The organism is uncultured Microbacterium sp. (genome assembly GCF_947632095.1).
Classification (GTDB): Bacteria; Actinomycetota; Actinomycetes; order Actinomycetales; family Microbacteriaceae; genus Microbacterium.
In genome coordinates this window covers 1-24162 of the sequence record NZ_CANROA010000004.1, presented here as the reverse complement: position 1 = coordinate 24162, position 24162 = coordinate 1, and the positions used below count along the sequence as shown (strand labels likewise).

General features: G+C 67.2%; 21 protein-coding genes. 13 read left to right on the top strand and 8 right to left on the bottom strand.

Annotated features, from left to right (window positions below; all coding sequences use genetic code 11):
- The 7 genes from Q0Z66_RS02410 (at position 1) to Q0Z66_RS02380 (ending at position 8037) form a co-directional block, all read left to right on the top strand.
- Positions 1 to 1083, top strand: a complete 1083-nt coding sequence (locus tag Q0Z66_RS02410) for an iron chelate uptake ABC transporter family permease subunit (RefSeq protein ID WP_298037313.1) — start codon at positions 1 to 3, stop codon at positions 1081 to 1083.
- Positions 1083 to 2135, top strand: coding sequence for an iron chelate uptake ABC transporter family permease subunit (locus Q0Z66_RS02405; protein ID WP_298037311.1), 1053 nt, complete (start codon positions 1083 to 1085; stop codon positions 2133 to 2135). The genes Q0Z66_RS02410 and Q0Z66_RS02405 overlap by 1 nt, the downstream gene beginning before the upstream one ends.
- On the top strand, positions 2132 to 2932 hold the full coding sequence (locus tag Q0Z66_RS02400; protein WP_298037309.1) for an ABC transporter ATP-binding protein: 801 nt from the start codon (positions 2132 to 2134) through the stop codon (positions 2930 to 2932). Before Q0Z66_RS02405 ends, Q0Z66_RS02400 begins: the two co-directional genes overlap by 4 nt.
- Before the next feature lie 42 nt (positions 2933 to 2974).
- Positions 2975 to 4258: an alpha/beta fold hydrolase gene (locus Q0Z66_RS02395; RefSeq protein WP_298037308.1), complete on the top strand. Its 1284-nt coding sequence runs from the start codon at positions 2975 to 2977 to the stop codon at positions 4256 to 4258.
- A 171-nt stretch (positions 4259 to 4429) separates the two neighbouring features.
- Positions 4430 to 5230, top strand: coding sequence for a phospholipase (locus tag Q0Z66_RS02390; RefSeq protein WP_298037306.1), 801 nt, complete (start codon positions 4430 to 4432; stop codon positions 5228 to 5230).
- A gap of 69 nt (positions 5231 to 5299) precedes the next feature.
- Positions 5300 to 6322: a VOC family protein gene (locus Q0Z66_RS02385; protein ID WP_298037303.1), complete on the top strand. Its 1023-nt coding sequence runs from the start codon at positions 5300 to 5302 to the stop codon at positions 6320 to 6322.
- Between the two features lie 119 nt (positions 6323 to 6441).
- The gene (locus tag Q0Z66_RS02380; RefSeq protein WP_298037301.1) at positions 6442 to 8037 is read left to right on the top strand and encodes a GDSL-type esterase/lipase family protein; all 1596 of its coding nucleotides are present in this window, start codon (positions 6442 to 6444) and stop codon (positions 8035 to 8037) included.
- Between the two features lie 60 nt (positions 8038 to 8097).
- On the opposite strand, the gene Q0Z66_RS02375 is transcribed toward Q0Z66_RS02380, so the two are convergent.
- The 6 genes from Q0Z66_RS02375 to Q0Z66_RS02350 form a co-directional block, all read right to left on the bottom strand.
- On the bottom strand, positions 8098 to 13305 hold the full coding sequence (locus tag Q0Z66_RS02375) for an endo-alpha-N-acetylgalactosaminidase family protein (protein ID WP_298037300.1): 5208 nt from the start codon (positions 13303 to 13305) through the stop codon (positions 8098 to 8100).
- A 213-nt stretch (positions 13306 to 13518) separates the two neighbouring features.
- On the bottom strand, positions 13519 to 14154 hold the full coding sequence (locus Q0Z66_RS02370; protein WP_298037298.1) for a LysE family translocator: 636 nt from the start codon (positions 14152 to 14154) through the stop codon (positions 13519 to 13521).
- Positions 14155 to 14268: 114 nt separating this feature from the next.
- On the bottom strand, positions 14269 to 15504 hold the full coding sequence (locus tag Q0Z66_RS02365) for an ankyrin repeat domain-containing protein (RefSeq protein ID WP_298037295.1): 1236 nt from the start codon (positions 15502 to 15504) through the stop codon (positions 14269 to 14271).
- Positions 15505 to 15599: 95 nt separating this feature from the next.
- Complete coding sequence (locus Q0Z66_RS02360) at positions 15600 to 16301, bottom strand: DUF4822 domain-containing protein (RefSeq protein WP_298037293.1); 702 nt, start codon at positions 16299 to 16301, stop codon at positions 15600 to 15602.
- A gap of 102 nt (positions 16302 to 16403) precedes the next feature.
- The gene (locus Q0Z66_RS02355; protein WP_298037291.1) at positions 16404 to 17024 is read right to left on the bottom strand and encodes a response regulator transcription factor; all 621 of its coding nucleotides are present in this window, start codon (positions 17022 to 17024) and stop codon (positions 16404 to 16406) included.
- On the bottom strand, positions 17021 to 18223 hold the full coding sequence (locus Q0Z66_RS02350; RefSeq protein ID WP_298037288.1) for an ATP-binding protein: 1203 nt from the start codon (positions 18221 to 18223) through the stop codon (positions 17021 to 17023). Before Q0Z66_RS02350 ends, Q0Z66_RS02355 begins: the two co-directional genes overlap by 4 nt.
- Here Q0Z66_RS02350 and Q0Z66_RS02345 point away from each other — a divergent pair.
- Complete coding sequence (locus Q0Z66_RS02345; RefSeq protein WP_298037285.1) at positions 18222 to 18401, top strand: hypothetical protein; 180 nt, start codon at positions 18222 to 18224, stop codon at positions 18399 to 18401. The genes Q0Z66_RS02350 and Q0Z66_RS02345 overlap by 2 nt on opposite strands.
- Before the next feature lie 175 nt (positions 18402 to 18576).
- Here the strand turns inward: Q0Z66_RS02345 and Q0Z66_RS02340 are convergent, their stop codons facing one another.
- Entirely contained in the window at positions 18577 to 18945 is a 369-nt protein-coding gene (locus Q0Z66_RS02340; RefSeq protein ID WP_298037282.1) for a hypothetical protein, read from the bottom strand.
- 16 nt (positions 18946 to 18961) lie between these two features.
- Here Q0Z66_RS02340 and Q0Z66_RS02335 point away from each other — a divergent pair.
- The 5 genes from Q0Z66_RS02335 to Q0Z66_RS02315 all read left to right on the top strand — a co-directional run bounded on the left by Q0Z66_RS02335 (position 18962) and on the right by Q0Z66_RS02315 (position 23222).
- Positions 18962 to 20199 (top strand): IS3 family transposase gene (locus Q0Z66_RS02335; RefSeq protein ID WP_298037280.1). Its coding sequence is split into 2 segments (ribosomal slippage): positions 18962 to 19247 and positions 19247 to 20199, totalling 1239 coding nucleotides; the frame shifts between segments, so codons are not numbered across the junction.
- A gap of 43 nt (positions 20200 to 20242) precedes the next feature.
- Positions 20243 to 20446, top strand: a complete 204-nt coding sequence (locus tag Q0Z66_RS02330) for a hypothetical protein (RefSeq protein ID WP_298037278.1) — start codon at positions 20243 to 20245, stop codon at positions 20444 to 20446.
- Positions 20447 to 20780: 334 nt separating this feature from the next.
- Positions 20781 to 21080, top strand: a complete 300-nt coding sequence (locus tag Q0Z66_RS02325) for a hypothetical protein (RefSeq protein WP_298037276.1) — start codon at positions 20781 to 20783, stop codon at positions 21078 to 21080.
- Positions 21081 to 21291: 211 nt separating this feature from the next.
- Positions 21292 to 22635: a hypothetical protein gene (locus Q0Z66_RS02320; RefSeq protein ID WP_298037273.1), complete on the top strand. Its 1344-nt coding sequence runs from the start codon at positions 21292 to 21294 to the stop codon at positions 22633 to 22635.
- 11 nt (positions 22636 to 22646) lie between these two features.
- Positions 22647 to 23222 (top strand): hypothetical protein, encoded by a 576-nt coding sequence (locus tag Q0Z66_RS02315; protein WP_298037271.1) that lies wholly within the window; start codon positions 22647 to 22649, stop codon positions 23220 to 23222.
- Positions 23223 to 23367: 145 nt separating this feature from the next.
- On the opposite strand, the gene Q0Z66_RS02310 is transcribed toward Q0Z66_RS02315, so the two are convergent.
- The gene (locus Q0Z66_RS02310; protein ID WP_298037270.1) at positions 23368 to 23949 is read right to left on the bottom strand and encodes a recombinase family protein; all 582 of its coding nucleotides are present in this window, start codon (positions 23947 to 23949) and stop codon (positions 23368 to 23370) included.
- Positions 23950 to 24162: the final 213 nt, after the last annotated feature.

Sequence of the window (24162 nt, the reverse complement as noted above, 5' to 3'; positions counted from 1 at the left end):
ATGTCGATCGATTCCGCTTCGCGCGGATCCGCGGCGCCGGCAGCAACGCCGGCCGCCGCGGATCCGCCGAGCACCGAGCCGCACGCGCGCGCACCGCGACGCGGCCTGCTGCTCATCCCGCTGATCGCCCTGTGCGCTCTCGCACTGATCGCCAGCATGCTCGTCGGCTCGCGCAGCATCCCTCCCACGGAGGTTCTGAACGCGCTTGCGCACCCCGATGCCGATAACCCGATCTCGCAGACCGTCTGGCTCTCCCGCGTTCCGCGCACCGTGCTCATCCTGCTCGCCGGTGCGGCGCTCGGCGTCGCCGGCGGCCTCATGCAGGCCGTCACGCGCAACCCGATGACCGACCCCGGCATCCTCGGCGTCAACGCCGGCGCATCGCTCGCCGTGGTGGTCGGCCTGGCGTTCTTCGGCGTCACGAGCATCTCGCAGTACATGTGGTGGTCGTTCGCCGGCGCCCTGGCGACCTCCGTGCTGGTGTTCATCATCGGCAACTCCGGCGCCGCCCGGGGCAACCCCGTGCGCATGACGCTGTCCGGCGTCGCGCTGGGCGCCGTGCTCGCCGGGTTCTCGTCCGCCGTGCTGCTGACGAACTCCGATGTGCTGCAGCGCATGCGCGGCTGGTCGGCGGGCACCACCGCCTCGCAGCCGCTCGATGCGACCTGGTCGATCGCCCCGCTGATCATCGTCGGCCTCGTCATCGCAGCCCTGAGCACGCGCTCGCTGGATGTGCTCTCCCTCGGCGAGGCATCCGCCGTCGCGATGGGCGCGCATCCGAACCGCATCCGGCTCGTCGTCCTCATCGCGATCGCTCTGCTCGCCGGCGGCGCGACCGCCGCCGCCGGCCCGATCGGCTTCATCGGCCTGCTGGCGCCGCACGTCGCCCGCATGATCGTCGGGCCGCACCAGGGCTGGATCATGGCCTATTCCGTGCTCATCGCTCCGATCGTGCTCGGCTTCGCCGACGTCGTCGGCCGCGTGATCATCGCCGGAGAAGTCCCCGTCGGCGTCGTCACCGCGTTCATCGGAGCCCCGGTGCTCATCGCGATGGTCCGCCGATTCCGCGTCTCGGAGGCATGATGACCGCCCTCGACTTCGGCCGCCGGATGCACCGGATCGGTCCGTCAGGCAGCCCGTTCCTCATCGTCGACGCGCGCTCCGCGCGCCTGTGCACCGGCCTGTGGATCGCGACGGTCGCCCTCGCATTCATCGCCGTGCTCACCGGTTCCGCCCAGATCACGGCGCTCGAGGCGGCACGCGCGCTGGTGGGCCTCGGCGATGACTACACGAACATGGTGGTGCTCGAATGGCGGGCGCCGCGCATCCTCATGGCGGTCCTGCTGGGCACATGCCTCGCCTTCAGCGGCGCGATCTTCCAGAACCTCACCGCGAACCCGCTGGGTTCGCCCGATGTGATCGGATTCCAGACGGGAAGCTACACCGGCGCGATCGTCGTGATGCTGCTCCTGGGCGGCGGAGCGACCGCGACGATGGTCGGCGCCCTGACCGGTGGGGTCGTCACCGCGTTCGTGGTGTTCTTCCTCGCCTCTCAGCGCGGCTCCATCCGCGGCGTGCGCCTCATCATCGTCGGCATCGGTGTGAGCGCGATGCTCGCATCGGTGAACGTGTGGATCCTGCTGACGGCGACCGTCGAGGATGCCATCATGGCGAGCCTGTGGGGCGCCGGGAACCTGTCGGGCACTTCCTGGCCGGCGTTCCTCACCGCATTCGGATGCTCGGTGCTGCTGATCGGCGCCGCGTGCCTGCTCGCACGGCCCATGCGGCTGACGCGGATCGGCGTCCCGTTCGCGACCGCGCTCGGCCAGAACGTGCGCCGCCTGCAGGTGACGGCGATCTTCATCGGCGTCGGCCTGACCACGGTCGCCACCGCCACCGCCGGTCCGATCTCGTTCATCGCGCTGGCCGCGCCGCAGATCGCGCGTCGCCTCGTGCACTCGGACGGCCTGGCACTGGGACCGACCGCCGCGGTCGGCTCCTTCCTCCTGCTGCTCGCCGACGTGATCGCGCAGCGCGTCCATCCCGACTCCCCCCTGCCCGTCGGCATCGTGACCGTGTCGATCGGCGGACTGTACTTCCTGTGGCTTCTCCTGCGAGAGGGAAAGAAGAAATGACCAGACTGCGCGTGCACGAAGCCGCCCTGGGATATGCCGACAAGATCATCTGCGCCGAGGTCTCGGTGTCGATCCCGGACGGCGCGTTCACCGTGATCGTCGGGCCGAACGCGTGCGGCAAGTCGACACTGTTGAAGAGCCTGACGCGGCTCCTGCCGCCAAGCAGCGGCAGCGTGCTGTTGGACGGGCAATCGGTGCATCGGATGCCGACGAAGACCATCGCCCGCGAGATCGGCCTGCTGCCGCAGGGGCCGAGCGCCCCGGACGGCATCCGTGTGATCGACCTCGTCTCGCGCGGTCGTTACCCGCACCAGCGCCTGTTCACTCCCTGGTCGCCGGAGGACGAGGTGGCAGTCGCGCAGGCCATGGACGCAACGGGCATCCGCGAGCTGTCCGGACGCCTCGTCGACGAGCTCTCCGGTGGCCAGCGTCAGCGCGTCTGGATGGCGGTCGCGCTCGCGCAGCAAACGTCGATCCTGCTCCTTGACGAGCCGACCACCTACCTCGACCTGAACCACCAGATCGAGCTGCTCGAGCTCTGCCGATCGCTCAATCGCGCGCAGGGCACGACCCTCGTCGCCGTGCTGCACGACCTCAACCAGGCGGCCCGTTACGCCGACCACATCATCGCGATGAAGGACGGGACGATCGTGAGGACCGGATCGCCGGACGAGGTCATCACCGAATCGCTCGTCTCGGACGTCTTCGGGCTGGATGCTCGGGTGATCCTCGACCCCGAATCGAAGAGCCCCCTCGTGGTGCCGCGCTGGCGGCATGCCATCGCGCAGGCGGGCTAGACTCGCGCCGGAGCCCACTGCAAGAGAAGGACGCGCACCGCTGTGATCGAGTACCACCTGCCCGGAATCTTCGTGCGCGAGCAGACGCTCCCCGCTCCCCTGGATTGGAACGATCCAGAGGGTGAGCAGATCGAGGTCTTCGTGCGCGAACTCGTCGACCCGGATCGCCGCACGCAGGATCTGCCGCTGCTGACGTTCCTGCAGGGTGGCCCGGGAGGTGCGAACCCGCGCCCGACCGGCCGGTCCGGGTGGATCGATGAGGCGCTGAAGGACTACCGCATCGTTCTCGTCGACCAGCGCGGCACCGGTCGCAGCACCCCGCTCGAGGCGACCATGATCGCCGAACGCGGCGAGCGCGGCGGGGAATTCCTCGTCTGCTTCCGCGCCGACTCGATCGTACGCGACCTTGAACTCGTGCGCCGCGAGGTCTACGGTTCCCGCCGCTGGGCGACGCTCGGGCAGAGCTACGGCGGATGGCTGACGATGGCCTATCTCAGCTACGCGCCCGAGGCGATCACCGCGTCGTATGTGTGCGGCGGCATCCCCGGCATCCCGGCCGATGTCGACGAGGTCTACCGGCGCACGTTCACCCGCACCGAGCAGAAGAACGCCGAGTACCGTCGCCGCTTCCCGCACGATGTCGACACGGTGGCGGCGATCGCGGACGTCCTCGCCGGCAGCGACGTGCACCTCGCGGACGGCGACCGGCTCACCGTCGAGCGCTTCCAGTCGCTCGGTTCGGACTTCGGCATGAAGCCCGGTTTCGAGCGGATGCACTGGCTGATCGATGAGGCTTTCATCCGGCCCGGCCGCCTCTCGGAGGCGTTCCTCGCCGGTGTCCAGGCGCGCACGTCCTCGGCCGGCGGCCCGCTGTACTGGTCGCTGCAGGAGAGCATTTACGCCGATGGCACCCGCGGCGCGACCGCCTGGTCGGCGCAGCGCGAGCGCGACCGGCGTCCGCAGTTCGGCGTTGCCGAGAGGCCGCTGCTGTTCACCGGCGAGATGTCGTTCCCCTGGATGTTCGAGCAGGTGCGTCTGCTGCGCCCGGCAGCATCCGCCGTGCACGCCCTGCACGAGCGCGGCGAGTGGCCGGCGCTGTACGACCTCGACCGACTGGCCGCCAACGAAGTACCCCTGGCCGCGGCGGTGTACTTCGACGATATGTACGTCGATTCGGGCCTGCAGCTGGACACCCTTTCGAAGGTCGGGAACGCGCAGAACTGGGTGACGAACGAGTTCGAGCACGACGGCATCGCGACCCCCGAGGTCTTCCGGCGTCTGCGCGCGATGGTGCGGGACCACGGCGGGGAGCTCCCCGACCGCTGAGCGGGGCGCATACGACGATCGAGCGAGGGCGCTCACACTGCACATCCAGCGTTCACGGATCAAGCATTCAGCCGGGATGATGCAGAATCGTTACCTTGCGCGCCCACCCCGACGGCGCGACTGCCGCCACGACGCGGCTCTCGGATACCTCAAAGGATCGTTACGTTCGTCATGCTCGAAACCCACTCGCTCTCCACGCCCCGTCACCGCACCACCGTCCTCACCGTCACCGCCGGCCTCGCCTTGGGCCTGATCGCCTCCCTCGGACTCGCCAGCATCGCACCCGCTGCGGCATCCGAATCCGCTCGCACGACCATCGCCGAAAGCGCGCAGGTCGGACTGAACGCCGCCACCGGCGCCGTCACCGCGACCACCGCGCGGGCAGCGCTCACTTCCGCCGCCGCCACGGCTCTCGACGCCACATCCACCGATCTCGACCTCGGCGCCGAACCCATCACGATCCAGACCGACGGACTCGTCGGCGCCCTCGACGGCGCGACCGATGCCGATGACGCGTTCGCGCACGCCGTGGCCACCGCCGCCATGTCCATGCAGACCGAACTCGTCGAGGCTCAGACCACCGCCCTTCGTGGCCGCATCGATGCCGCCACCGAGAAGGCCGCAGCAGCCGAAGCGGCCGCCGCTGCCCTCGCCGCCGCGAACACGCCGGACGGCGCTCGCCGCACGGCCCAGACGATCGCCGCCGACCAGTACGGCTGGGGCGCCGACCAGTTCTCGTGCCTGAACTCCCTGTGGAACAAGGAGTCGAACTGGAACTACCAGGCCTATAACAACGACGGCGGCGCGACCGGCATCCCGCAGTCGCTCCCCGGCAACAAGATGGCCAGCTTCGGCGACGACTGGGCCACCAACGCCACGACGCAGATCAAGTGGGGGCTGGACTACATCTCCCGCGCGTACGGCACCCCGTGCTCGGCCTGGGGCCACTCGCAGGCCGTCAACTGGTACTGATCCGAACACTCGCGATCGAATTTCGTTGCCGCGGGAACAATTCCGCGGCAACGGTCGTTCCATTCCGACGTGACCGCCCCGACCAGCACTCGCCTCTCCCCGACCGCTCGATGGATCTTCGGCTCGACGATCATCATCGCGGCCCTCGCCGTCCTCATCATCGGACTGGCGCTCTCCGAGCGATCGACCGAACCGACGGCCCAGCCGACATCGGAACAGTCTTCCGGGCCCGTCGAAGCCGGCCCCGTCATCACGGATCCGGCCGCGCGGCTTCCCGAGGCGACCGCCATGGGCGAGATCGAGATCGCCGTGCAGGACCTGCCGACGATGACGGCCTTCTACCGGGACATCCTCGGCCTCGAGATCCTCGAGCAGTCGGATGAGTCGGTCTCGCTCGGGCACGACGAGTCGTTGATCCGCTTGACCGCGACGACGGGTGGGGCCGATGATCCGACGAGCGCAGGGCTCTACCATTCGGCGCTGCTCTACCCGGATGCCGCTTCTCTCGCGCAGACCCTGGCCGGCATCGCGCAGCTCTCACCGCAGTCCTACCAGGGCAGCGCCGACCACGCCGTGAGCCTGGCGTTCTACATCGGCGACCCCGAGGGCAACGGCGTCGAGCTCTACATCGACCGCCCCGAGGACGAGTGGGTGTGGGAGAACGGCGAGGTCGTCATGGGCAGCGCCTTCCTCGACCCGAACCAGTTCATCGACGAGAACCTAGCCGATGACGCCGTCGGCACCGCGACCATGGGGCATGTGCACCTTCGAGTCGGAGATCTCGATGAGGCTCTCGCCTTCTATTCCGGCGTGCTCGGGTTCGACGTGACGGCTGCCAGCGACGGCGCCCTGTTCTACTCTGCGGGCGGGTACCACCACCACGTGGCCACCAACACATGGCAGAGCAGCGGCGCGGGTGAGCGCGGCGAGACCGCCGGCCTCCGCGCGCTCACGGTCACGGTTCCTGCCGCATCCGATATCGACGACATCGCCTCCCGGCTGACGGACGCCGGCGTCGAGAACGATTCGTCGGGCCCCGCTCTCGTCACCGCGGACCCCTGGGGGAACACGGTGCGCTTCGTCGTGCGCTGATCGCGCCGCGCCTCTTTCTCGCCATTAGACATCTGACGTCCGATCTCCTGCTACTGTGCTGTCAGAATCGACGACGCTTCACCCGCTCGCGACGTCGTGACCGAGACGAGGGAGCGCACATGAAGCGATGGATGTCGGCGGCACTCGCCGCCGTGATGATGATGGGAGCAGTGGCTCTGAGCACAGCAGCGGCCGCACCGGCGCAGGAAACCGTGCAGATCACCCCCGGCGCCTATTCTCTGAGCGCCTCCCCCTCGCATGCCCAACTCGACATCGCGGGCATCTCGACCTCCGCCGGGGCCCGCGCCATCACCTCCGCGGAGCGCGGTTCGGCCGCCCAGTCCTGGTGGTTCGCGCAGGTCTCCCCAGGTGTTCACCGCATCAGCAATGTGAACAGCGGGCTCTGCCTGCAGGATGCCGCGGCCACCGGCGGCGCTCTCACACAGCAGAGCTGCACGGGCGATGATGACCAGCTCTGGCAGGTCGTCGCCGACGGCACCGGTTTCCAGGTGCAGAACCGGGCAAGCGGGCGGATGCTCACGGCATCCGCAACCGGCGTCGTCTCGGCGACGACAACCGGCGATGCCGACCAGCGGTGGGTCATCGCACCCCACCGCCTCGCCCGTGTCGCCGCCTGGGGCACCTCGCTGACCGCCGGAGGTCCCGCATTCTCGGATCAGACCGTGCGCATGGTCGTTCGCCCGACGGTCACCGGAAACGCACAGCGCCTCACGTTCTCGAACCGCTTCGGCAGCGCGCCCCTCACGATCGGCGCCGCCTCGGTCGCACCGCAGGCGATGGGCCTGTCAACGACCGGCACGCCGGCCGCCGTGCGGTTCGGCGGCAGCACGAGCGTGACGATCCCCGTCGGCGCTGAAGTGATCAGCGACCCGGTCAACGTGGCGATCTCGCCCGACCGCAACCTCATCGTGAGCGTCTACGTGCAGGGCGATGTGCCCACGTCGACGTTCCACAGCATGGCGTTCACATCCAACGGCATCGCCGCGGGAGACCAGGCGTCCTCGAGCTCCGAGGCCCCGTTCACGACGACCTCCACGTCGTTCTTCTTCCTCAAGAGCATCGACGTCATCTCGGCGACCGCTTCGGGCACGACCGTGACGCTCGGCGATTCGATCACGGATGGTTTCGGATCCACCCGCGATGGCTTCACCAGCTGGCCCGCTCAGCTCGCGCAGCGCCTGCACGCGGATGGCGCACAGCGCGGCATCGTGAATGCCGGCATCTCGTCGAACCGGGTGACGATCGACTCGACGTCCGCGACCCTCGCCCGGGGAATGAGCGCGGTCGAGCGCTTCGACTACGACGTCGCATCCGTGCCGGGCGTGACGACCGTCGTGCTCTTCGAGGGCATCAACGACGTCGGCGACGGCGTGAGCGCACCGCAGCTCATCGCGGGTTATGAATCCCTCGTCCAGCAGGCGCGCGACGCCGGCCTGCAGGTCATCGGCGCGACCATGACCCCGTTCAACGGCGTCGGCTCGTACACCGCCGAACGGGAATCGGTGCGCACGACGGCCAATGAATGGATGCTCTCGAGCCCCCTCTACGACGATGTGCTCGACTTCTCGGCAGCCGTCGCCGACCCCGCCGATGCGACGCGCCTCCTGCCCGCGAACGACAGCGGCGACCGCATCCACCTCTCCTCGGAGGGATACCGGGTGCTCGCGGAGGTCATGCGGGAGGCGCTCGACTGACCGCCGGTCACGACGACGGTGCGGCCGCCCGAGGGCGACCGCACCGTCGTCACCGCGGGGTCAGACTCCGCGGCGCGAGCGAACTCGCAGACGCATCCCGACGACTGCCGCGGCGATCGCCGCGAGCAGCACGACCGCGAGACGCGCTCCGTCGAGCCCCGTGATCGCCAAGCCGCCGTCCGGCGCATCGACCGCAGCGCTGACGATGAGATCGGCCCGGGCGATCTCAGCACCGGTCGCGTCGGTCACGACGAGCGCGTGCTGCCCGGCCGTGGTCGAGACGGGGATGGTGACCGTCGCCAGTGCCGTGCCGTCTGCACCGACGACCACCTGGCCGAGCAGCACCGGGTCGGAATGCAGCCAGAGTTGCACCGCGCCACCGGCGTCGAAGCCGCGTAGCTGCACATCGATCGAGCCGCCCGCGCGCATCGAGTCGACCCCGAGGATGACCTCCGGTCCGGCCGGATCCACGGCCGCGGTCACCTCGAGCGCAGCGGATGCCGCGGTCTCCCCCGCCGCGTCGCGCACGCTCAGCGTGTAGTCGCCGGCGGCTGCATCCGCGGGGATGAGGACGTCGGTGCGCAGTGCTCCGTCGCGGTCGACAGCGGAGCCCGCCAGACGCCGGTCATCGAGCCAGAAGGAGACCGCCGAATCAGGCGCGAACCCGCTCAGCTCGGTCGAGACCCTGCCACCGGCCGGGACCGAGGAAGAACCGAGGATCAGCAGCGGGTCGACCGCGGTGTCGCAGTCGCCGAGTTCGTCATCCGGCCGCACCGCGGGGGCGTGGCCGGCGGGCGCCGTCGACGGGGTTCCGTAGACGGCCATCTCCGCGGCGGCGGCGAACGGTGTGCCGTCGGTGATCGGCGAGACCGCCGTGACTCGGAGGAAGCGCGCGTCGACGGCGTCGAAGACGACGTCCTGCCAGTCGGCGCTGTCTGCCCACTCCCCCTCGGCGACGACCGCGTACTCGGACCCATCGGTCGAGGCCTCGACCGTGTACCCCTTGATCGGGCCGTTCCGGTTGGCCGGGCGGCGCAGGTACCCGATGCCCTCGACCTGCTCGATCGATCCGAGGTCGAAGACGAGCTCGTGCGGGTAATCGGGGCTCGCCCCGTTGTACTGCGTGTGCCAGATGGTCGACGCGTCGCCGTCGAGCAGGAGTTCGGCAGGCCCCTCCTTCGCCCCGGCGGCGGTCTCCTCCGAGCTCGCGGTCACCGAGATCTGCCCGTTGGGGATCCGAGCGCGCGAGGCGACGTCGGCGTTGACCGTCACAGCCGTCGTGCGCACGTCGCAGTCGGCGAGGTACGTCGCAGAGATGCCGATGCGGGCGCTCGTGCCCGCGGCATCCGCCGGCGCCGTGACGAGCCACGTCGTGGTGACGGACTCTCCCGATGCGACCTCGTCGAAGAGGTTCGACGAGTCGTCGGCGACCAGCACCTCGTAGCCCTCGGGCACGTCGAGCGCGACGCCGATATTCTCGACCGCGATGTCCTCGGCATTCGTGAACGTCGTCTCGAAGACCGTCGAAACGCCCGGCGCGAGCGCCGCATCGCGCGCCGAGACCGTGGCGCAGGCCGTGCCGCCGGGGGTCTCGCCGAGATCGGTGACGGTGAAGTCGTCGAGGACGAAGCTCACCGCAGCACCGCCGATGCGCTCCAGGCCCACCCACGATGCGTCGCCGCATCCGACGGTCAGCTCGTGCGAGAACTTCGTCGTCTCGAGCGCCTGCTCGAGACGAGTCGCCTGCAGCGTCGTCGACCGCACGTCGCCGTCGGCGAGCGTGTCGATGCCCTGCAGCCAGCGGTACGAGCCGGTCGCACCGACCTGATAGTCGAACGCGATCTCATAGGTGTGCCCGGGCTGCAGAGCGACGAGCGTCGGATCCGTGCGGTACACGATGCCGTTGTTCTCGCTGTTCGACATGAGCGAATGCTCGCCCGAGAGCACGCTGTCGACGGCGAGGCCTGCGACCGCACCGCTCGCGTGCGGGGCCGCGGTGTTGCGCCACTCCTTCGAGGTGTACGGATCATTGCGCTGCGAGATGCTCGTGCGAGGGTCCTCGATGCCGCCGGCATCGCCCTTCACGAACGGCCCCCAGCCGGGCTGGTTCCCCTCGAAGTCGTTCGAGTACACCGCACCGGATGCGGTGGGGCTGGTCGTGTCGACCATGACGCGGGCGTTGTCGATCGACACCGCGGCGTCGCCGTCCGCGGCCGCGATGGAGACCGTGACCTCGCCCGATTCGGGAGCGACGAATGCGACCGACCCGCGCTGATAGCGCAGCGCCGCCTTCGAATCGGCCCGCATGTAGTTCACCGTCGGCGAGAGGCTCCAGCGGCGTTCCGCCGTACCGGTGCCGGTGTCGGCGGCGATCGTGACGTTGCGCTGCTCGGTCGCCTCGATCTCGACCTGCGCCGAGAACGTGTACGCCTGGCCGGGGGTGAGTCCGGTCAGCTGCTGCGAGATCGACGCCTCACCCGAACCGAGCACGACGATGTTGTCGCCGGTCGGGTCGGCCTTGCGGCCGCCCTCGTCGGTGCGCGCGAGACTGACGTCGCCGCGCGGGTTCCAGGCGTCGAGCGTTCCGGCATTGAAGCCAGGGTCGTCGATGCCGCCGCTGCGGTACTCGACCGCTGCGCGGGCGGATGCCGCGGTGGGCTCCACAACGTAGGCGGTGCCCGCCTCGCCGGTGAGCGTGAGCGCAGCATCCGATGCCCGAACCGTGCCGACCCGCTCGCGCCCCTGATCGGTGAGCTCATAGACGACGAACTCCTCGGCGCCGGCGAAGGCGGCCGTGAGGTCGAAGGCGTGCTCGCCGCCGGATGCCGAGTAGAAGTACATCTTGTCGGCGTCGACGGGGCTGCCGGTCTCGTCGCTCGACTCGAGCGACTGCCACGGCAGCAGATACGAGTCGCCGCGCAGCACGGTCGCGCCGCCCATGGTGATCGTGCGCACGCCGTCGTCGATCGTGATCTCGACGCCGTCGGTGAGGGTGGCGACGACGTCCTGCTCGTAGCTGAGCAGGTCGAAGTGCTGCACGAACTTCGTCGGCAGGCTCACCTCCCAGACGTTGCCGATGAAGCCGTCCCAGTTGCTGTTGCCGGCCCATCCTTCGGCATCGACGAGGTCCTGGTGGCCGAGCAGCGCATCGGCGTTCCAAATATCGGCCTCGCCGTTCTGCATGAAGCGCACCATCGTCGAGTTGATGCCCTTGTTCTCGACGCCGCCGTAGTTCAGGTCGGTGGGCCAGTGCGCCCAGACCGCGTTGTCGACGAAGCGGTCGCCCCATTCAGTGGCGACCTCGAGCCCCATGGCGTTGAGCTCATCGGCGAGCTCCTCCGCGACCCAACCGTTGGAGTAGTACACGTCGATGTAGACGCCGGAGAGCCCGGGCACCTCGTCGGCGAGCTGCTGGAACCGGTCGAGGACGAGCCCCTGGCCGAGATCCTTCTGCTGGTCGATGTAGAACGACTGATCCAGCCAGTTCCATCCGGGGTTGAACGGCGCACTGCCGGTGAGGGTCGCCGGGTCGAACGAGTTCGCCTGCGGGTACGCCTCGGTGGCGTTGACGTGCACCGACATGTCGGCGTTCAGAGCCTTGCCCTGCTCGACGAGCCCGTTCAGCGCGTCGAGCCCACCGGCGCGCTCGTTGTGGTTCCCGCCGTAGTCGGTGTTCGCCGAATCGTGGCCCTCGCTGCCGAAGCCCTTGTTCAGCACCCACTGGCCGAGGCCGTCGGTCTGGTTCGCGATGCGCTGCGTGTTGTCGAGCACGAGGTCGAACGGGTTCGTCGCGCTCGAGGCGAAGTTGAAGGGGATGCGGTTGACGACGCGGTCGGCGACCCGCTCGCCGCCGTAGCGGGTGCCAGTCGCTTCACGTTGCGCGATCGCGGCATCCTGCCAGTCGACGGAGCCGTCGTCGTTGCGGTCTGTCGCGAGCACGACGGTGACGCGCGGCAGCTCGTACTCGACGGCGCGCTCGTCGACGGCCGAGGTCGGGTTGATGAGCCAGGCACTCGAGCCGATCGCGGCTCCCGTACCCGAGACCGACGTGGTCAGACGGGTGTTCCAGGACGCGGTGCCGTTGCTCGCCTGGGTGGTGGCGTTCGTGACGACGCCGCCGACGAGGTCGCCGTCGCCGAGAAACGCATAGGCCGCGTTCGCCGATGCCTTCACCGTCTCGGCAGTGACGGGCAGATGCTCATCGGCGGAGGTGCGCGAGTCGGGGCTGACGACGGTGCGGTCGAGCACGACCTCGCCGTCGCCGACGGATGCCGTCAGGAACGCATTCCCGCTCAGCCCGAGGGTGTTCACGGTGCCGTCGACCTCGGTGACCTCGAAGCGCACGACGCCGGCGTCGTCGACGCGGATCTCGCTGCGGATGGTCGCGTCGACGCCGTCGAGAACCGAGACGTAGCGGACGATGTCCTCCTCGACCTCAGCTGTCGTCGTCGCGGTGCGCTCGGTGCCGTCGACGACCCACTTCGAGTAACCGGTCTGTCCGCCGAGCTCGGCGTCGCCGACCCGGTAGCCGTTGATCGTCGGGAACCCCTGCGCGAGGATCGCGGTCGTGCCGCCGTTCGAGATCTCGAAGACGTCGCCGATCGGTTCGCCGGGCTCTTCGGGCTCCGGATCGGGCTCAGGCTCCGGCAACGCCGGAACGGCCTCATCGGAGAGCACCGAAAGCTCGCCGATCCCACCGCCGGTCGTGCCCTGCGCGGTGCGGATCTCGAAGGCGACGTACCGGCCGGTGACGGCCTCGTCGAACTCGATGCGCTGCTGCTCGTCGTCCGCGGTTGGAGCGTTGAGCGTCGCGGTCGCGACCGGATCGCCCCAGCCACCGTCGGAGGGCGAACCTGCGGCGGCCTCTGCGTCGTCGGTGACGTAGACGGCGACCTCGGACGCCGCGACCTTCTGCCCCTTCTTCACGGAGTAGTCGACCCCGGCGATCGAGAGCGACTGCTGCAGGTCGAGGGCCAGCCAGTGCGGGAACGGCGCCTCGTCGGCGTAGCGCGAAGTCCACTGCGTGGTGAAGTCGCCGTCGAATGCGGCGAGCGCGGTGCCGTCGAGTGCCGGCGGTGCCGGCCAGGCGTCGGACTCGCTCGAGACACCGAGCAGCTCGTAGTCGGTCTTCGGGACGTCGATGAGGTCAGCAGCGGATGCCGGGAGGATGCCGCCGGTGATGATCCCGCCGCACATGAGCGTCCCGACGAGCGCGGAGGCCAGGAGTTTCGGGGGCCGGGCGGATCTTCTGGTTCTCTCGTGCGTCACGGGCTGCTCTCCTTCGAGTGGTGCGCGGGTACCCTCCGGCGCATCCGAGCAGCGCCGACGGGATGTTTCCGCACACACGCTAGTCAGGTCAGCACTGAAAAGTGAAGACTTCTGACTGATTTGGCGCAAACATTTTCAGAATCGAACACGCTGAAGCGTGGGTGTTGGAGCACGCTTCAGGCACGGATCACGGGATCCGGCGTACCGCCCGTCTCAGCGCTGCTCGAGGGCGAGCTTCGCACCGAAGCCGATGAGCACGCTGCCGGCGATCCGGTCGATGATGCGCAGCGATCGGGCGCTCGCCAGCCATTTGCGGGCCCAGACCGCCCCGAAGATGATGAGCGCGAACCAGATCATGCCGAGCGCATCGTGCACGAGGGCGAGCAGCAGCCCCATCGCCAGCGGTGCGGCATCGGGCGGGATGAAGTGCGGGATCGTCGCGATGTAGAACACGCCGATCTTCGGGTTCAGCAGGTTCGTGCCGACGCCGGTGCCGAACGAGCGCCACGACGAGCCGCGCACGGGCTGGGCTGTCTCGTCGACGGCGAGCGCCGTGCGGGTGAAGCTGCGCATGATCATCGATGCCCCGAGGTAGGCCATGTAGGCCGCCCCGCCGATGGTGACGATGCGGTACGCCACCTCGGACGCCGCGAGCAGCGCCGCAGCGCCCACAGCGGCGGCCGCACCCCAGAGCAGCACGGCGCTCACGATACCGAGGGCCGTGGCGAAAGCATCCGCCCGGCCGCGCACGAGTGCGGAGCGCAGCACGAGCGTGGTGTCGAGACCGGGGATGACGGTGAGCATCGCGGCGACGACCGTGAATCCGAGGATCGCTTCGCCGATGGTCATCCCCTCAGAATATCTCCGCGCCCCACCCCGCCGAACCGGCCCTGCCCCGGCACCTGTCGCTGCGGATGCTCCCCAGAGCACCCGCAGCGGCACGGTCAGCACCCGCCGCACTCGTCAGCCGGCGGACTCCAGCACCCGCACGACCCCGGTCTGGCCCTGGTCGCGGGCGTGGTCGAGCGCGGTGGCGCCGTTCTTGTCGGGGATGGAGATGTCGGCGCCGGCGTCGACGAGGGTCGTGACGATGTCGACGTAGCGTTCGGATCCGTCGCCGAAGATGACGGCTTCGAGCAGTGCCGTCCAGCCGAGGTTGTTGACATGGTTCAGGTCGATGTCGGTCTGCGCGACGCGCTCGATGTATGCCGCGTGGCCGCGCTCCCCCGCCGGGATGGGCGAGAGGCCGCCGAAGCGGTTCGGGATCGTCATGTCGGGGTTCGCGGGCAGCAGCGCTTCGAGCATCGCGACGCTGCCGGTCACACCGGTCACCAGCCACGGGGTGTCGTGCTGGTGGTCGAGGGCATCCGGGTCGGCACCGAGAGCGACGAGGAGTCGGGCGACGTCGACGTGGTCGTTCGCCGCGGCGAGCAGCAGCGGCGTCTGTTGCAGATCGTTCCGCACCTCGATGTCGGCGCCTGCGCGAAGGGCAAGAGCCGCGGCATCCGCATCGCCGGTTTCTGCGGCGTCGAGGAGGCGACGGTCGGCGTCGGAGGCATCCGCCTCTGAATCGACCGCGGCCTGGATGATCCGCGCCTGTGCGTCGAGCCCGTTCTGCTGGGCGAGCTCGAGGGGCGTCAGCCCGTCCTGTTCTGAGGGGATCGTCATATCTGCTCCTCCTGCCGCGAGCACGCGGACGGTGTCGATGTAGGCGTCGGACTGTTCGGCCTTCGCGAAGACGAGCGCTTCGTGCAGCGCCACCCAACCGAGTCTGTTCACGTGATCCTGGTCGATGCCGGCTTGGATCAGCCGTCCCACGATGTTCGCATGACCGCGCTCGGCGGCGCGGATGAGCCCCGTGCCGTTCCACGAGTCGAGGCTGCCGACGTCGGCGCCGTGCTGAAGGGTGAGCTCGAGCAGCGGCAGGAATCCCTCGCTCGTGGCGATCAGGTAGGCGCTCTGCTCGGTGGTGTCCTTCGCGTTCACGTCGGCGCCTTCGTCGATCAGACGGGTCGCCTCGTCGATGTCGTTCGCCCAGGCCGCGGCGATCAGTTGTTCGTCGAGCGCCTGCTGTTCGGCATCGTCGACCGCTGGGGCAGCGATGCTCGGCTCGGGTCGGGGCTCGGCGACCGCGCATCCGGCGAGCAGCAGGGCGATGGATGCCGTGGTCGCCGTCGCCAGGAGGAATCGGGTGTTCATGGTCGGAGTCCTTTCGAGAAGCACGGGAGAGAAGGGGCCAGGCCGCGGGGTGCCGGAGGGAGGGGGTGTTCCGCGGCCTGGCCCTGCTGGGTCACTCAGCTGGTGCGGGTGCGGCGCACCTTGCGAGTGATGATCAGTGCCGCACCGCCGAGGAGGGCGATCACTCCGGCGACGACCGCGACGACCGGGCCGGCGTTGCCGGTGTCTGCGAGCTCACCGTCGGCATCGGCGTCGGCATCCGCCGGAGCGGTGGTCTCGGCATCCTCGTCGGTCTCGGCTTCATCGGCCGATGCGGTCGTTCCGGGCTCGGGGTGGTCGGTGGGCGTGTGGATGATGTCGTAGTAGACGTCGGTGGCGGTCTCGTCGGGGACGACACGGTAGGTGAAGACGTCTTCGGTCAGCTCGGTGATCGGCACGACCCGCTCGAACATGACCTCGCCGGCGTCGTCCTTCGCGACGAGCGTGCGCTCGGAGGCATCGGGCGAGACGGCCCAGTCACCCTGCATCTTCGGGGTGTCGTCGAGGTTGTACATCGTGAACGTGCCGTCGGTGTTGTAGTAGGCCCAGCCGACGAAGTTCGCGACGTTCTCGTCGGTGAGTGCGACGTCTTCGCCATCCTGGTCGACGGCGCCGGTGGTCTCCCACGGTGCGCCGGAGAGCAGGTCGGATCCGGATGCTGCAACAGACGCTGAGACCGGAGCGGCCGACTGCTCGGCGGCGAAGGCGCCACCGGCGGGGATGGCGCCGAGCGCGACGGCGGTGAGGACGGATGCGGTGAGGATCGTGCGGTTCGTCATGGTCTTCCTTCTTCCTGGAGCGGGTATGCATTCCACGTTAGGAATCGGGAAGAACAGGCACATCAACCGATCAGTTGAAGCCGCCTGACAGAAGCCTGAGCGTCAGAGGCGGATGATGCCGCGTTTGATGGCGACGGAGATCGCGGCCTGCCGGTTGTCGGCGCCGAGTTTGGTGAAGGCATGGTGCAGGTGCGTCTTCACGGTCGCCTCACTGAGGTGCAGTTCGCGGGCGAGATCACGGTTCGAGTGGCCGTTCGCGGCGAGGGCGAGCACCTCGAGCTCCCGGGCGGTCAGCGCCTCTTCCGGCCGGTCGATGCGCTCGAGGAGCCGCTCGCCGATCGGGCCGTCGAGCTGCCCGGCGCCGCGGGCTGCGGTGCGGATGGCCCGGAAGAGTTCGGCCGGACGGCTGTCTTTGACGAGGTAGCCGGCGGCACCGGCGTCCAGAGCCCGCACGATGTCGGCGTCGGAGTCGTATGCCGTGAAGACGAGCACCTGCGTCTTCGGGTTCGCAGCCCGGATCGCACGGATCGCATCGATGCCGTCGGGCAGGTCGTCGCCGAGGTCGAGGTCGACGAGAGCGACGTCGATCCCGTCGGCGGCTGCGGCTGCCTCCGCGACGGTTCCGACGTCGGCGATGACCTCGAGGTCGTCCTGGGTGTCGAGCACCGCTCGCACGCCGTGGCGGAGCACAGGGTGGTCATCCAGAAGCAGGATTCGGATCATTGTTCTCCTCCGGTCGTCGGGATGACGGCTGCGATGACGGCCCCTTCGCCGGCATACGATTCGATCGTCAGCGCACCGCCCAGGGACTCGATGCGCCAGCGCATCGCCCGGATGCCGAAGCCTCCCGATTGCGGGCCTTCAGGTTCTGTCCGACTCGTCCGATCGTCCGCGTCGAAGCCGATGCCGTCGTCGGCGATATCGACGCCGACCTCCTCGTCGAAGAAGGTGAGGGTGACGTGGATGGATGCTGCGCGCGCATGCTTGCTCGCATTCGTGAGCGCTTCCTGCACCACTCGCTGGAGCGCGTGCAAGACCTTTTCGGGCACGTCGCGTTCGACGCCCGATACGGAGAATTCCGCACCGGCATCCGCTGACTGCGCTCGCAGCGCCGCCGTGAGCGACACCACATCCGTTCGCGGATCCGCCAGGCCGTGCAGGACTCGGCGCGTCTCGATCAGCCCTTCGCGCAGCGCATCGCGGGCTCCGCTGACCGCAGCGCTCTGCTCGCCGGGGCGGAGGCCGTCGGATTCGAGCATGAGAAGCGCGGTCGCCGTGCGCTGCACCACGGTGTCGTGCAGTTCGCTCGCGACGCGTTCGCGTTCGGCGAGGGCTCCGGCGTCGCGTTCCGAACGCGCGAGCTGCGCTCTCGTCTCGACGAGCTGGTCGATCAGCGTCCGCTGCTCATCGAGCGCGCGGTCGAGCGACGCATAGGCGGAGGCGAGGATCAGGCCGCCGAAGAACGGCCCGAGCACGAGGCCGAGGTCGTCGCCGTTCGACATGAGGAAGAGGCCCGCACTGACCGCGACGACGATGACGGCGGAGATCACCAGAGCGAGGCGCCCGCGGATGACCCGGTGCACGGCGAAGAACAGCGCGAACCCGCACCAGCCGAACGACGGTGCGAGCACGACGAGCGGCAGCCAGAAGCCCGTAGCCAGGAGCAGTCCGAGCCCCTGCCGGGAGACGATCACGTCGAGGCCTGTTGACGCATCACTCGCACGTTTGCCGATCACGGCGACCGCATAGCTCACGCCGGCGCCGATGGCGAGCACGAGCGCCGCGATGCCCACGCCCTCGAGCGGATGCCTGCTGAAATATCGGATTCCGCACACAACCAGCAAGATGGCGAACCCGATATCGACCGCACGATCAACCGCCCGCAAGCGGCGCGCGATACCGGTCGCAGAATCGGTGCCCATGCCTGGCAACCTACCGTGCATCGTCGGCGCATTCGCCCTGACGGTCGCGGTACTGATTCTTCTCGGAGGTCTGACGCCGACCCTGTGGTTGACCGTCGCCGCAATGGTGCTGCTCGCTACGGCCATCGTTCTACGAATCCGGCAGCTCGTGCGTGACAACAACGACGCCACGACGTAGCCGCAATCATTCGACGAAACCTCGAGGTGAGCGCGGCACGCTCGTACCCTGCCGAAAACGTCGAGCCGGCCCTTTCGGCGCGTTGGGTTTCGGCAGGCGGTTTCGGCAGGTCTCCAACCGGCGTGTCATGCGGTCGCTGTGATTCGCGACGGTGGCTGTCGCTAAAAACGCAGAGCTAGATGTCGTCTTTGGCTTTGGTCAACGCTTCGATGACGGCGGGTAAGTAGCGACGCACCTGGTCTTGGTCGCTCTGTTGTTCCTCGTCCGATAGATCTGGGTAGCTGGTGGCTATTTGCTTGTCCCATCGAGCGACTAGTTCGGCTGGGAGCAGCAACGAGCCATCGCGCTGACGCTGACCTTGGTCGTGCACGTATTTTTGCCAGTGAGCCCACCGCGTATGTTCTACGGAGGCCAGGATCTCGATCGTGCGTGCGTTCTCGAGGGTTGCGCGGATTTGGTCGTCAGTAGGCATCAGATCAGGTTCTGTTTTACGAGCTTCCAGTAGTGCTGGCTGAATCGGCCTGACTTTCGTTCCGTTCTTCAAGCAAGGATGGAAGACGATGAACAGGAAGTATTCACCGGAGATGCGTGAGCGGGCGCTGCGGATGCTCGCGGAGACACGGCCGTCCCACCCGACGATGATGAGCGCCGTGCGCCATGTGGCCGGGCTACTCGGGATGAGTTCGGAGACGTTGCGGCTGTGGCAGCGCCGGGCCGAGGTCGACGCCGGGGTGAAGCCCGGGGTCACGACCGAGGCCGCTGCGGAGATCAAGCGGCTGCAGAAGGAGGTCTCGGAGCTGCGGAAGGCGAACGAGATCCTCAAGGCTGCGAGCATCTTTTTCGCGAAGGAGCTCGACCACCCCTCGACGAGATGATCCGGTTCATCAACGAACACCGGGATCGTTTCGGGGTCGAGCTCATCTGCCAGGTCCTGCGACCAGCAGTGAGAGGATTCCTCACCTCGCGCGGCTATCGAGCCGCGGTGAAGAGGCCCCCGTCCGCCAGACGGTTGCAGGATGATCTGCTGGTTCCCGAGATAGCCCGGCTGCATGCGGAGAACTACGGCGTCTACGGGCGCAGGAAGATGCATGCGCTGATGCGACGCCAGGGATGGGTCATCGGCCGGGATCAGACCGAACGTCTCATGCGGCTCGCCGGCGTCCGCGGAGTCCGAAAGCCCAAGCGGGTGTTTGCAACGAAGTCCGATCCCGCGCTGCAGCGGCCGACGGATCTCGTCAATCGACGGTTCACCGCTGACGGTCCTCGCCGACTCTGGGTCTGCGACGTGACCTATGTCGCCACCTGGTCCGGGTTCGCTTACGTCGCGTTCGTCACCGATGTCTACTCCAGGCGCATCGTCGGCTGGAACGTCGCGGCGACCCTGAAGGCGGAGATCCTGCCGATGCAGGCGCTCGATATGGCTGCGTGGGACGCCGGCGGTGATCTAACCGGTCTGACGCATCACTCGGACCACGGATCGAATTACATGTCGATGGTCTACACGGACCGCATCGTCGAACTCGGCGCTGTCCCCTCCACCGGGACCGTCGGCGACAGCTACGACAATGCCCTCGCCGAGGCGATCAACAACCTCTACAAGACCGAACTCATCCGACAACGAGGCCCCTGGCGGACGGTCGAGCAAGTCGAACTCGCCACGCTCGAATACGTGTGGTGGTGGAACAACCAGCGCCTTCACGGAGAGCTCGACATGCGCACCCCAGTCGAGGTCGAGCACACGTATTACGCTGGCCTGGAATCAGCCCACCCGGCCCCTGCCGGACAAGGCTCCCGATAGGAACGAAAGTCAGGCCGATTCATTGCGCCTGCACGCACAACCGATGACGATCGTTCCGGACGGGATGATCCTCGATGGCGTAGCTTGGCTGCAATTCGGTGACGCCGACGTACAACTTCCCGTCCAGATCAAGCGATGGACGGATAACGCCGTTGGCGTCGAATGCTCAGTCGGTGGTGAGGTGCTGCGCTGCTGGATCTGGCGCGGCGCGTGCGAACCGCGTGAGTTCGAGGACGGACGCACGTAACACCACACCCTGATGATTCGAATGTCGTACCTGCCGCGCATAGTACGACGAAGGCCGCAGCAAGGAGTAGGGCGACCTCGAACATCCAGGAGACCTCCACATGTGTCAGTACACACCGAGGTGCAGTGTCGGAACCCACCGGCCCGGCACCGTATGCCCATACGCAACCAGCAGCCCAAGACCGACGCCCGCGTGGCAGACACCGCCACGGCACCCTGCACCGAAATCGGTCTACACGTCGTCACGCGATCGTAGTGCGCAGAACGGGCCGGCGACGGTTGGGGGAGTCATTACCGGTGCCGACCTTTTGGCCCTGGTGATTCTGATAGCTCTGGTGAGCAACAACGCCGTTCCGGTGAACACAGCATTCATCGTGGTCACGATCGTGCTGCTTCTGATCCCTCTCGCCGTCGCGGGATGGCTACTGTCCCGATGCCGAGCATGGAACAAGGACGGGCTCTCTCGCTGCCAGCGTCGAACCAAGGCGCTGTTGGGAAGGTGCGGGACCCCAGGTCACGCAAGGAGCGCACAGTGGGTGCTTCTGCCAGAAGCGGTTGCGGTGGCTGCATTCATCGTTCTGATTGGCGACGCGCTCGTACTCGTGCCGATCATCCTCAGGAGTCTCGCACAGTGACCGTTTGAGGATCGCCTATTGGGAGAACCTGGATCGGCACATGCTGGAACGCCGTCGACGAGGCTCGTCGCGGGGCGACGGCCACCGAACCGTCGAGGGCAACGGCGTGGTCAATCTGCGATCTCGGTCCCGATTGTTGCACAGAGTCGAATATGTCATATGCACATCGATGGTACGCTCCCGACGACCTCTACTCGCAAGGAGATTTTTGATGAAGTTGAAACGATTCGGCGCTGCGTGGCGGAGAGTTGCCGTCGGGGTGGGTGTCGTGGTTGCTCTCTCTGTCGGGCTTGTGTCGCCGGTGGCGGCGCAGGCATCGACAATCTATGACTCCGCTGCGTCCCTCAGTATGCGAAACCTGGTGAATGCCATGAGTTCGTACGGGATGATGAACGGCGACAACTTTAAGAACGTCACGGTGGCAGGCCTGCGTGGATGGGGATGGACGCCCGGAGCGAATGACTCGGTTGACATCTGGGTTGAGGGGACGGGCAAGCAATGGCGTGCGACGCTTCGGGACGCGCGCGGCTCGACGGAATACAGCTACGTCACGACGGGCCGGTTCAATGGGCTCGCTGCGAACGTTCGGGGCGCTTCGTCACCTCAGCCAATTGAGGCGCCACAGCCCGCGGGCGTGCGCATTAGCTCCATCACCCAGGGGATCGATGAGACGGCATTGGCTGCCGCGCTGGTTGCGGGTTCGGTGACGGCGTTGGAGGTGTGTGCTGCAACGGCGACGGTACCGGGGCCGCGGTCGACGTCGAGTCTTCCAAACCACACCGTCGCTTGCATGGCGGCTGCGAATGCTCCGGGTGCGACGACGCTCAGTGTTCTGCGCGCCCTGGCTTCGACGCCGACTGGTCGGGCCGTGATCGCAACGATCTCTCGGGACTTCATCTCCATCAACAACGGGGTGACAGTTGTTGCGACGCCGCCGTGGGTAAACACGGTCGCCCCGGAGACGCAGATTCCGACCCCGCCACCTGCACATCAGGATTCGCTGGGCCCGATCTGGCGGAAGACCGCAATCGTATCGTCCGTGAAGCTGCGAAACGCTGGACTGACGGATGAACAAGTTTCCGTCGCCGTGGACGAGTGTTTGAAGCAAGTCGCGGCCGCGCGATTGGGAACCGATCCGTATAACGAGTGCGTAAGCAAGCCGATCTTCCTCAGCGGTCGCGACGTCCCTGAGGCGACCGATCATGACATCGAAGCCCTCGCCACGAACCCAGCATGGGTAGCGCTGAACTACGAGAATCGGGATCGCACAGACTGGTACACGAGCGACCCGCGTTGCATCGGAAAGGGTTCGGATCAGCAGTGTGATGAGTACCCGTTCAATGCGACAGCGCAAGGCGGTCAGTTCGCGGCACCACCTGTGTCGCTGAAACCCATCAACGATCTGCAGAACATGGCGCAGGGGACCTACTATGGTGCCTTTGTCACCGCCTGCAAGGTGCGCGACCGCCAGGCCATGGACTTCCTTGCGATCCCGATTCCAGCGGCAGCCGGCTCCGTACCGACGTTCCGCGTATGTAACAACTTTGAGCAATGACGTTTGCGAGTGTGACCGACGCGCTGCGGCGCTACGAAGCTGAACTTGACCGCATTGGATTCCGGAACGATTTCGCTGACGGGCTCACCCCGCAAGAGCTCGACGCCATCGAAGCGGAAGCAGGGTTCCGGTTCTCGCAAGACGTTCGTGCGGTATGGGCGTGGCGTGGTGGAACGTCGGTCCCGAGCGGCCAGCGCACCTCGCAGGCGTCAACGATTGTGCCCTATGGCAGCTTTCCTCCCCTTCCCGGGGCGATTCGGTCTGGGAAGGGAGCTGCCGATGCGGCGGCGGAGCTTGAGCAGATCGAGTTCGACGAAATGAACCTCGTCATGCTTTGCTCGACCATGCAGGATCCGTTCCTGATCGACTCGACCGACCCTGATGCGCCTGACTCGCCAACGTTGCGCACTGTGTGGGGCGAAGGGATCTTCACGATTCCGTGGATTACTGTCACTGAGCGAATTGAACTGTGGATCACAGCCGTCGAAACGGGCGCGTGGTACGTCGATACCGAGGGCTGGCTCAAGCAGCACAACTCGCTCTTGTCTGAAGAGCAGCTCGTACTACTGGGCCCGCCTGGGGGCTAACGAGATCTCGCCTGCCCAGCCCGGGCATGCCCTCTTCCTGAGAAGGGGCATGCCCGGGCTGTTTTTTGACGCGCTGAGAGCACCGACGCCGCAGGCTGGGGGTTCCGATTCATCGCGCATGTCGCTTTCGGTTGTGACAGATAGATCAGTCGGCAAGTTCTCGCGCTCGTCGGTAGAAGGTGGCTCGGGACATGCCAAGATCTCGAGCTACCTGTGTGACTGGATCCCCGTTTTTCACGAGGTGAAGGGCGCTACGGATCTGGCTATCGGTGACACGGCGGGGCCGGCCGCCGAGGGGGAGGCCCGCCTCTCGGCGTTTGCTCACAACGTCGAGCACGCGTTCTCGTTTGATTTCGTGTTCCATTTGGGCGAGGGCAGCCATGATGGTGAAGAGCATGGAGCCGATCGGAGTTGCCGTATCGACGTCGCCGCCGCCGAGGTTCAGGACGCGTAGGCCGGCGCCGCGATCCCGTAGGAGCTCGGCCAGGGCGAGCATGTTCTGTGTGGATCTTCCCAGGCGGTCGAGAGTGGTGATGACGAGAGTGTCGCCGTCTTGAAGAGCAGCGAGTGCTTGGTCAAATCGGGGGCGCGATGCTCGAGCGCCAGATGCTCCGTGATCAACGTAGAGGTCGTCACGACGGACGCCCGCGGCCAGTAGGTCAACTTCTTGACGGTCTGTGGACTGTTGCCGCGTTGAGACTCGCGCGTAGCCGATCAGTTTCGACATTTGACCTCCTCGGTGTCTCGTAACCAAAGATTAGTACTTCGCATGCACCACGAAGTTGTGAGACATGGTTGCGAGACGAGAACTCTTGCGAAATCACGTGGCGTCGAGGTCGCACACGTGAGACGTCTCGTAATCGTAGGGTTGTGCGACACCTCAACGCACACGCACCGCCCAACGCTTTGGCGGAAATTAGCAACGGTTAGAGCACACCGA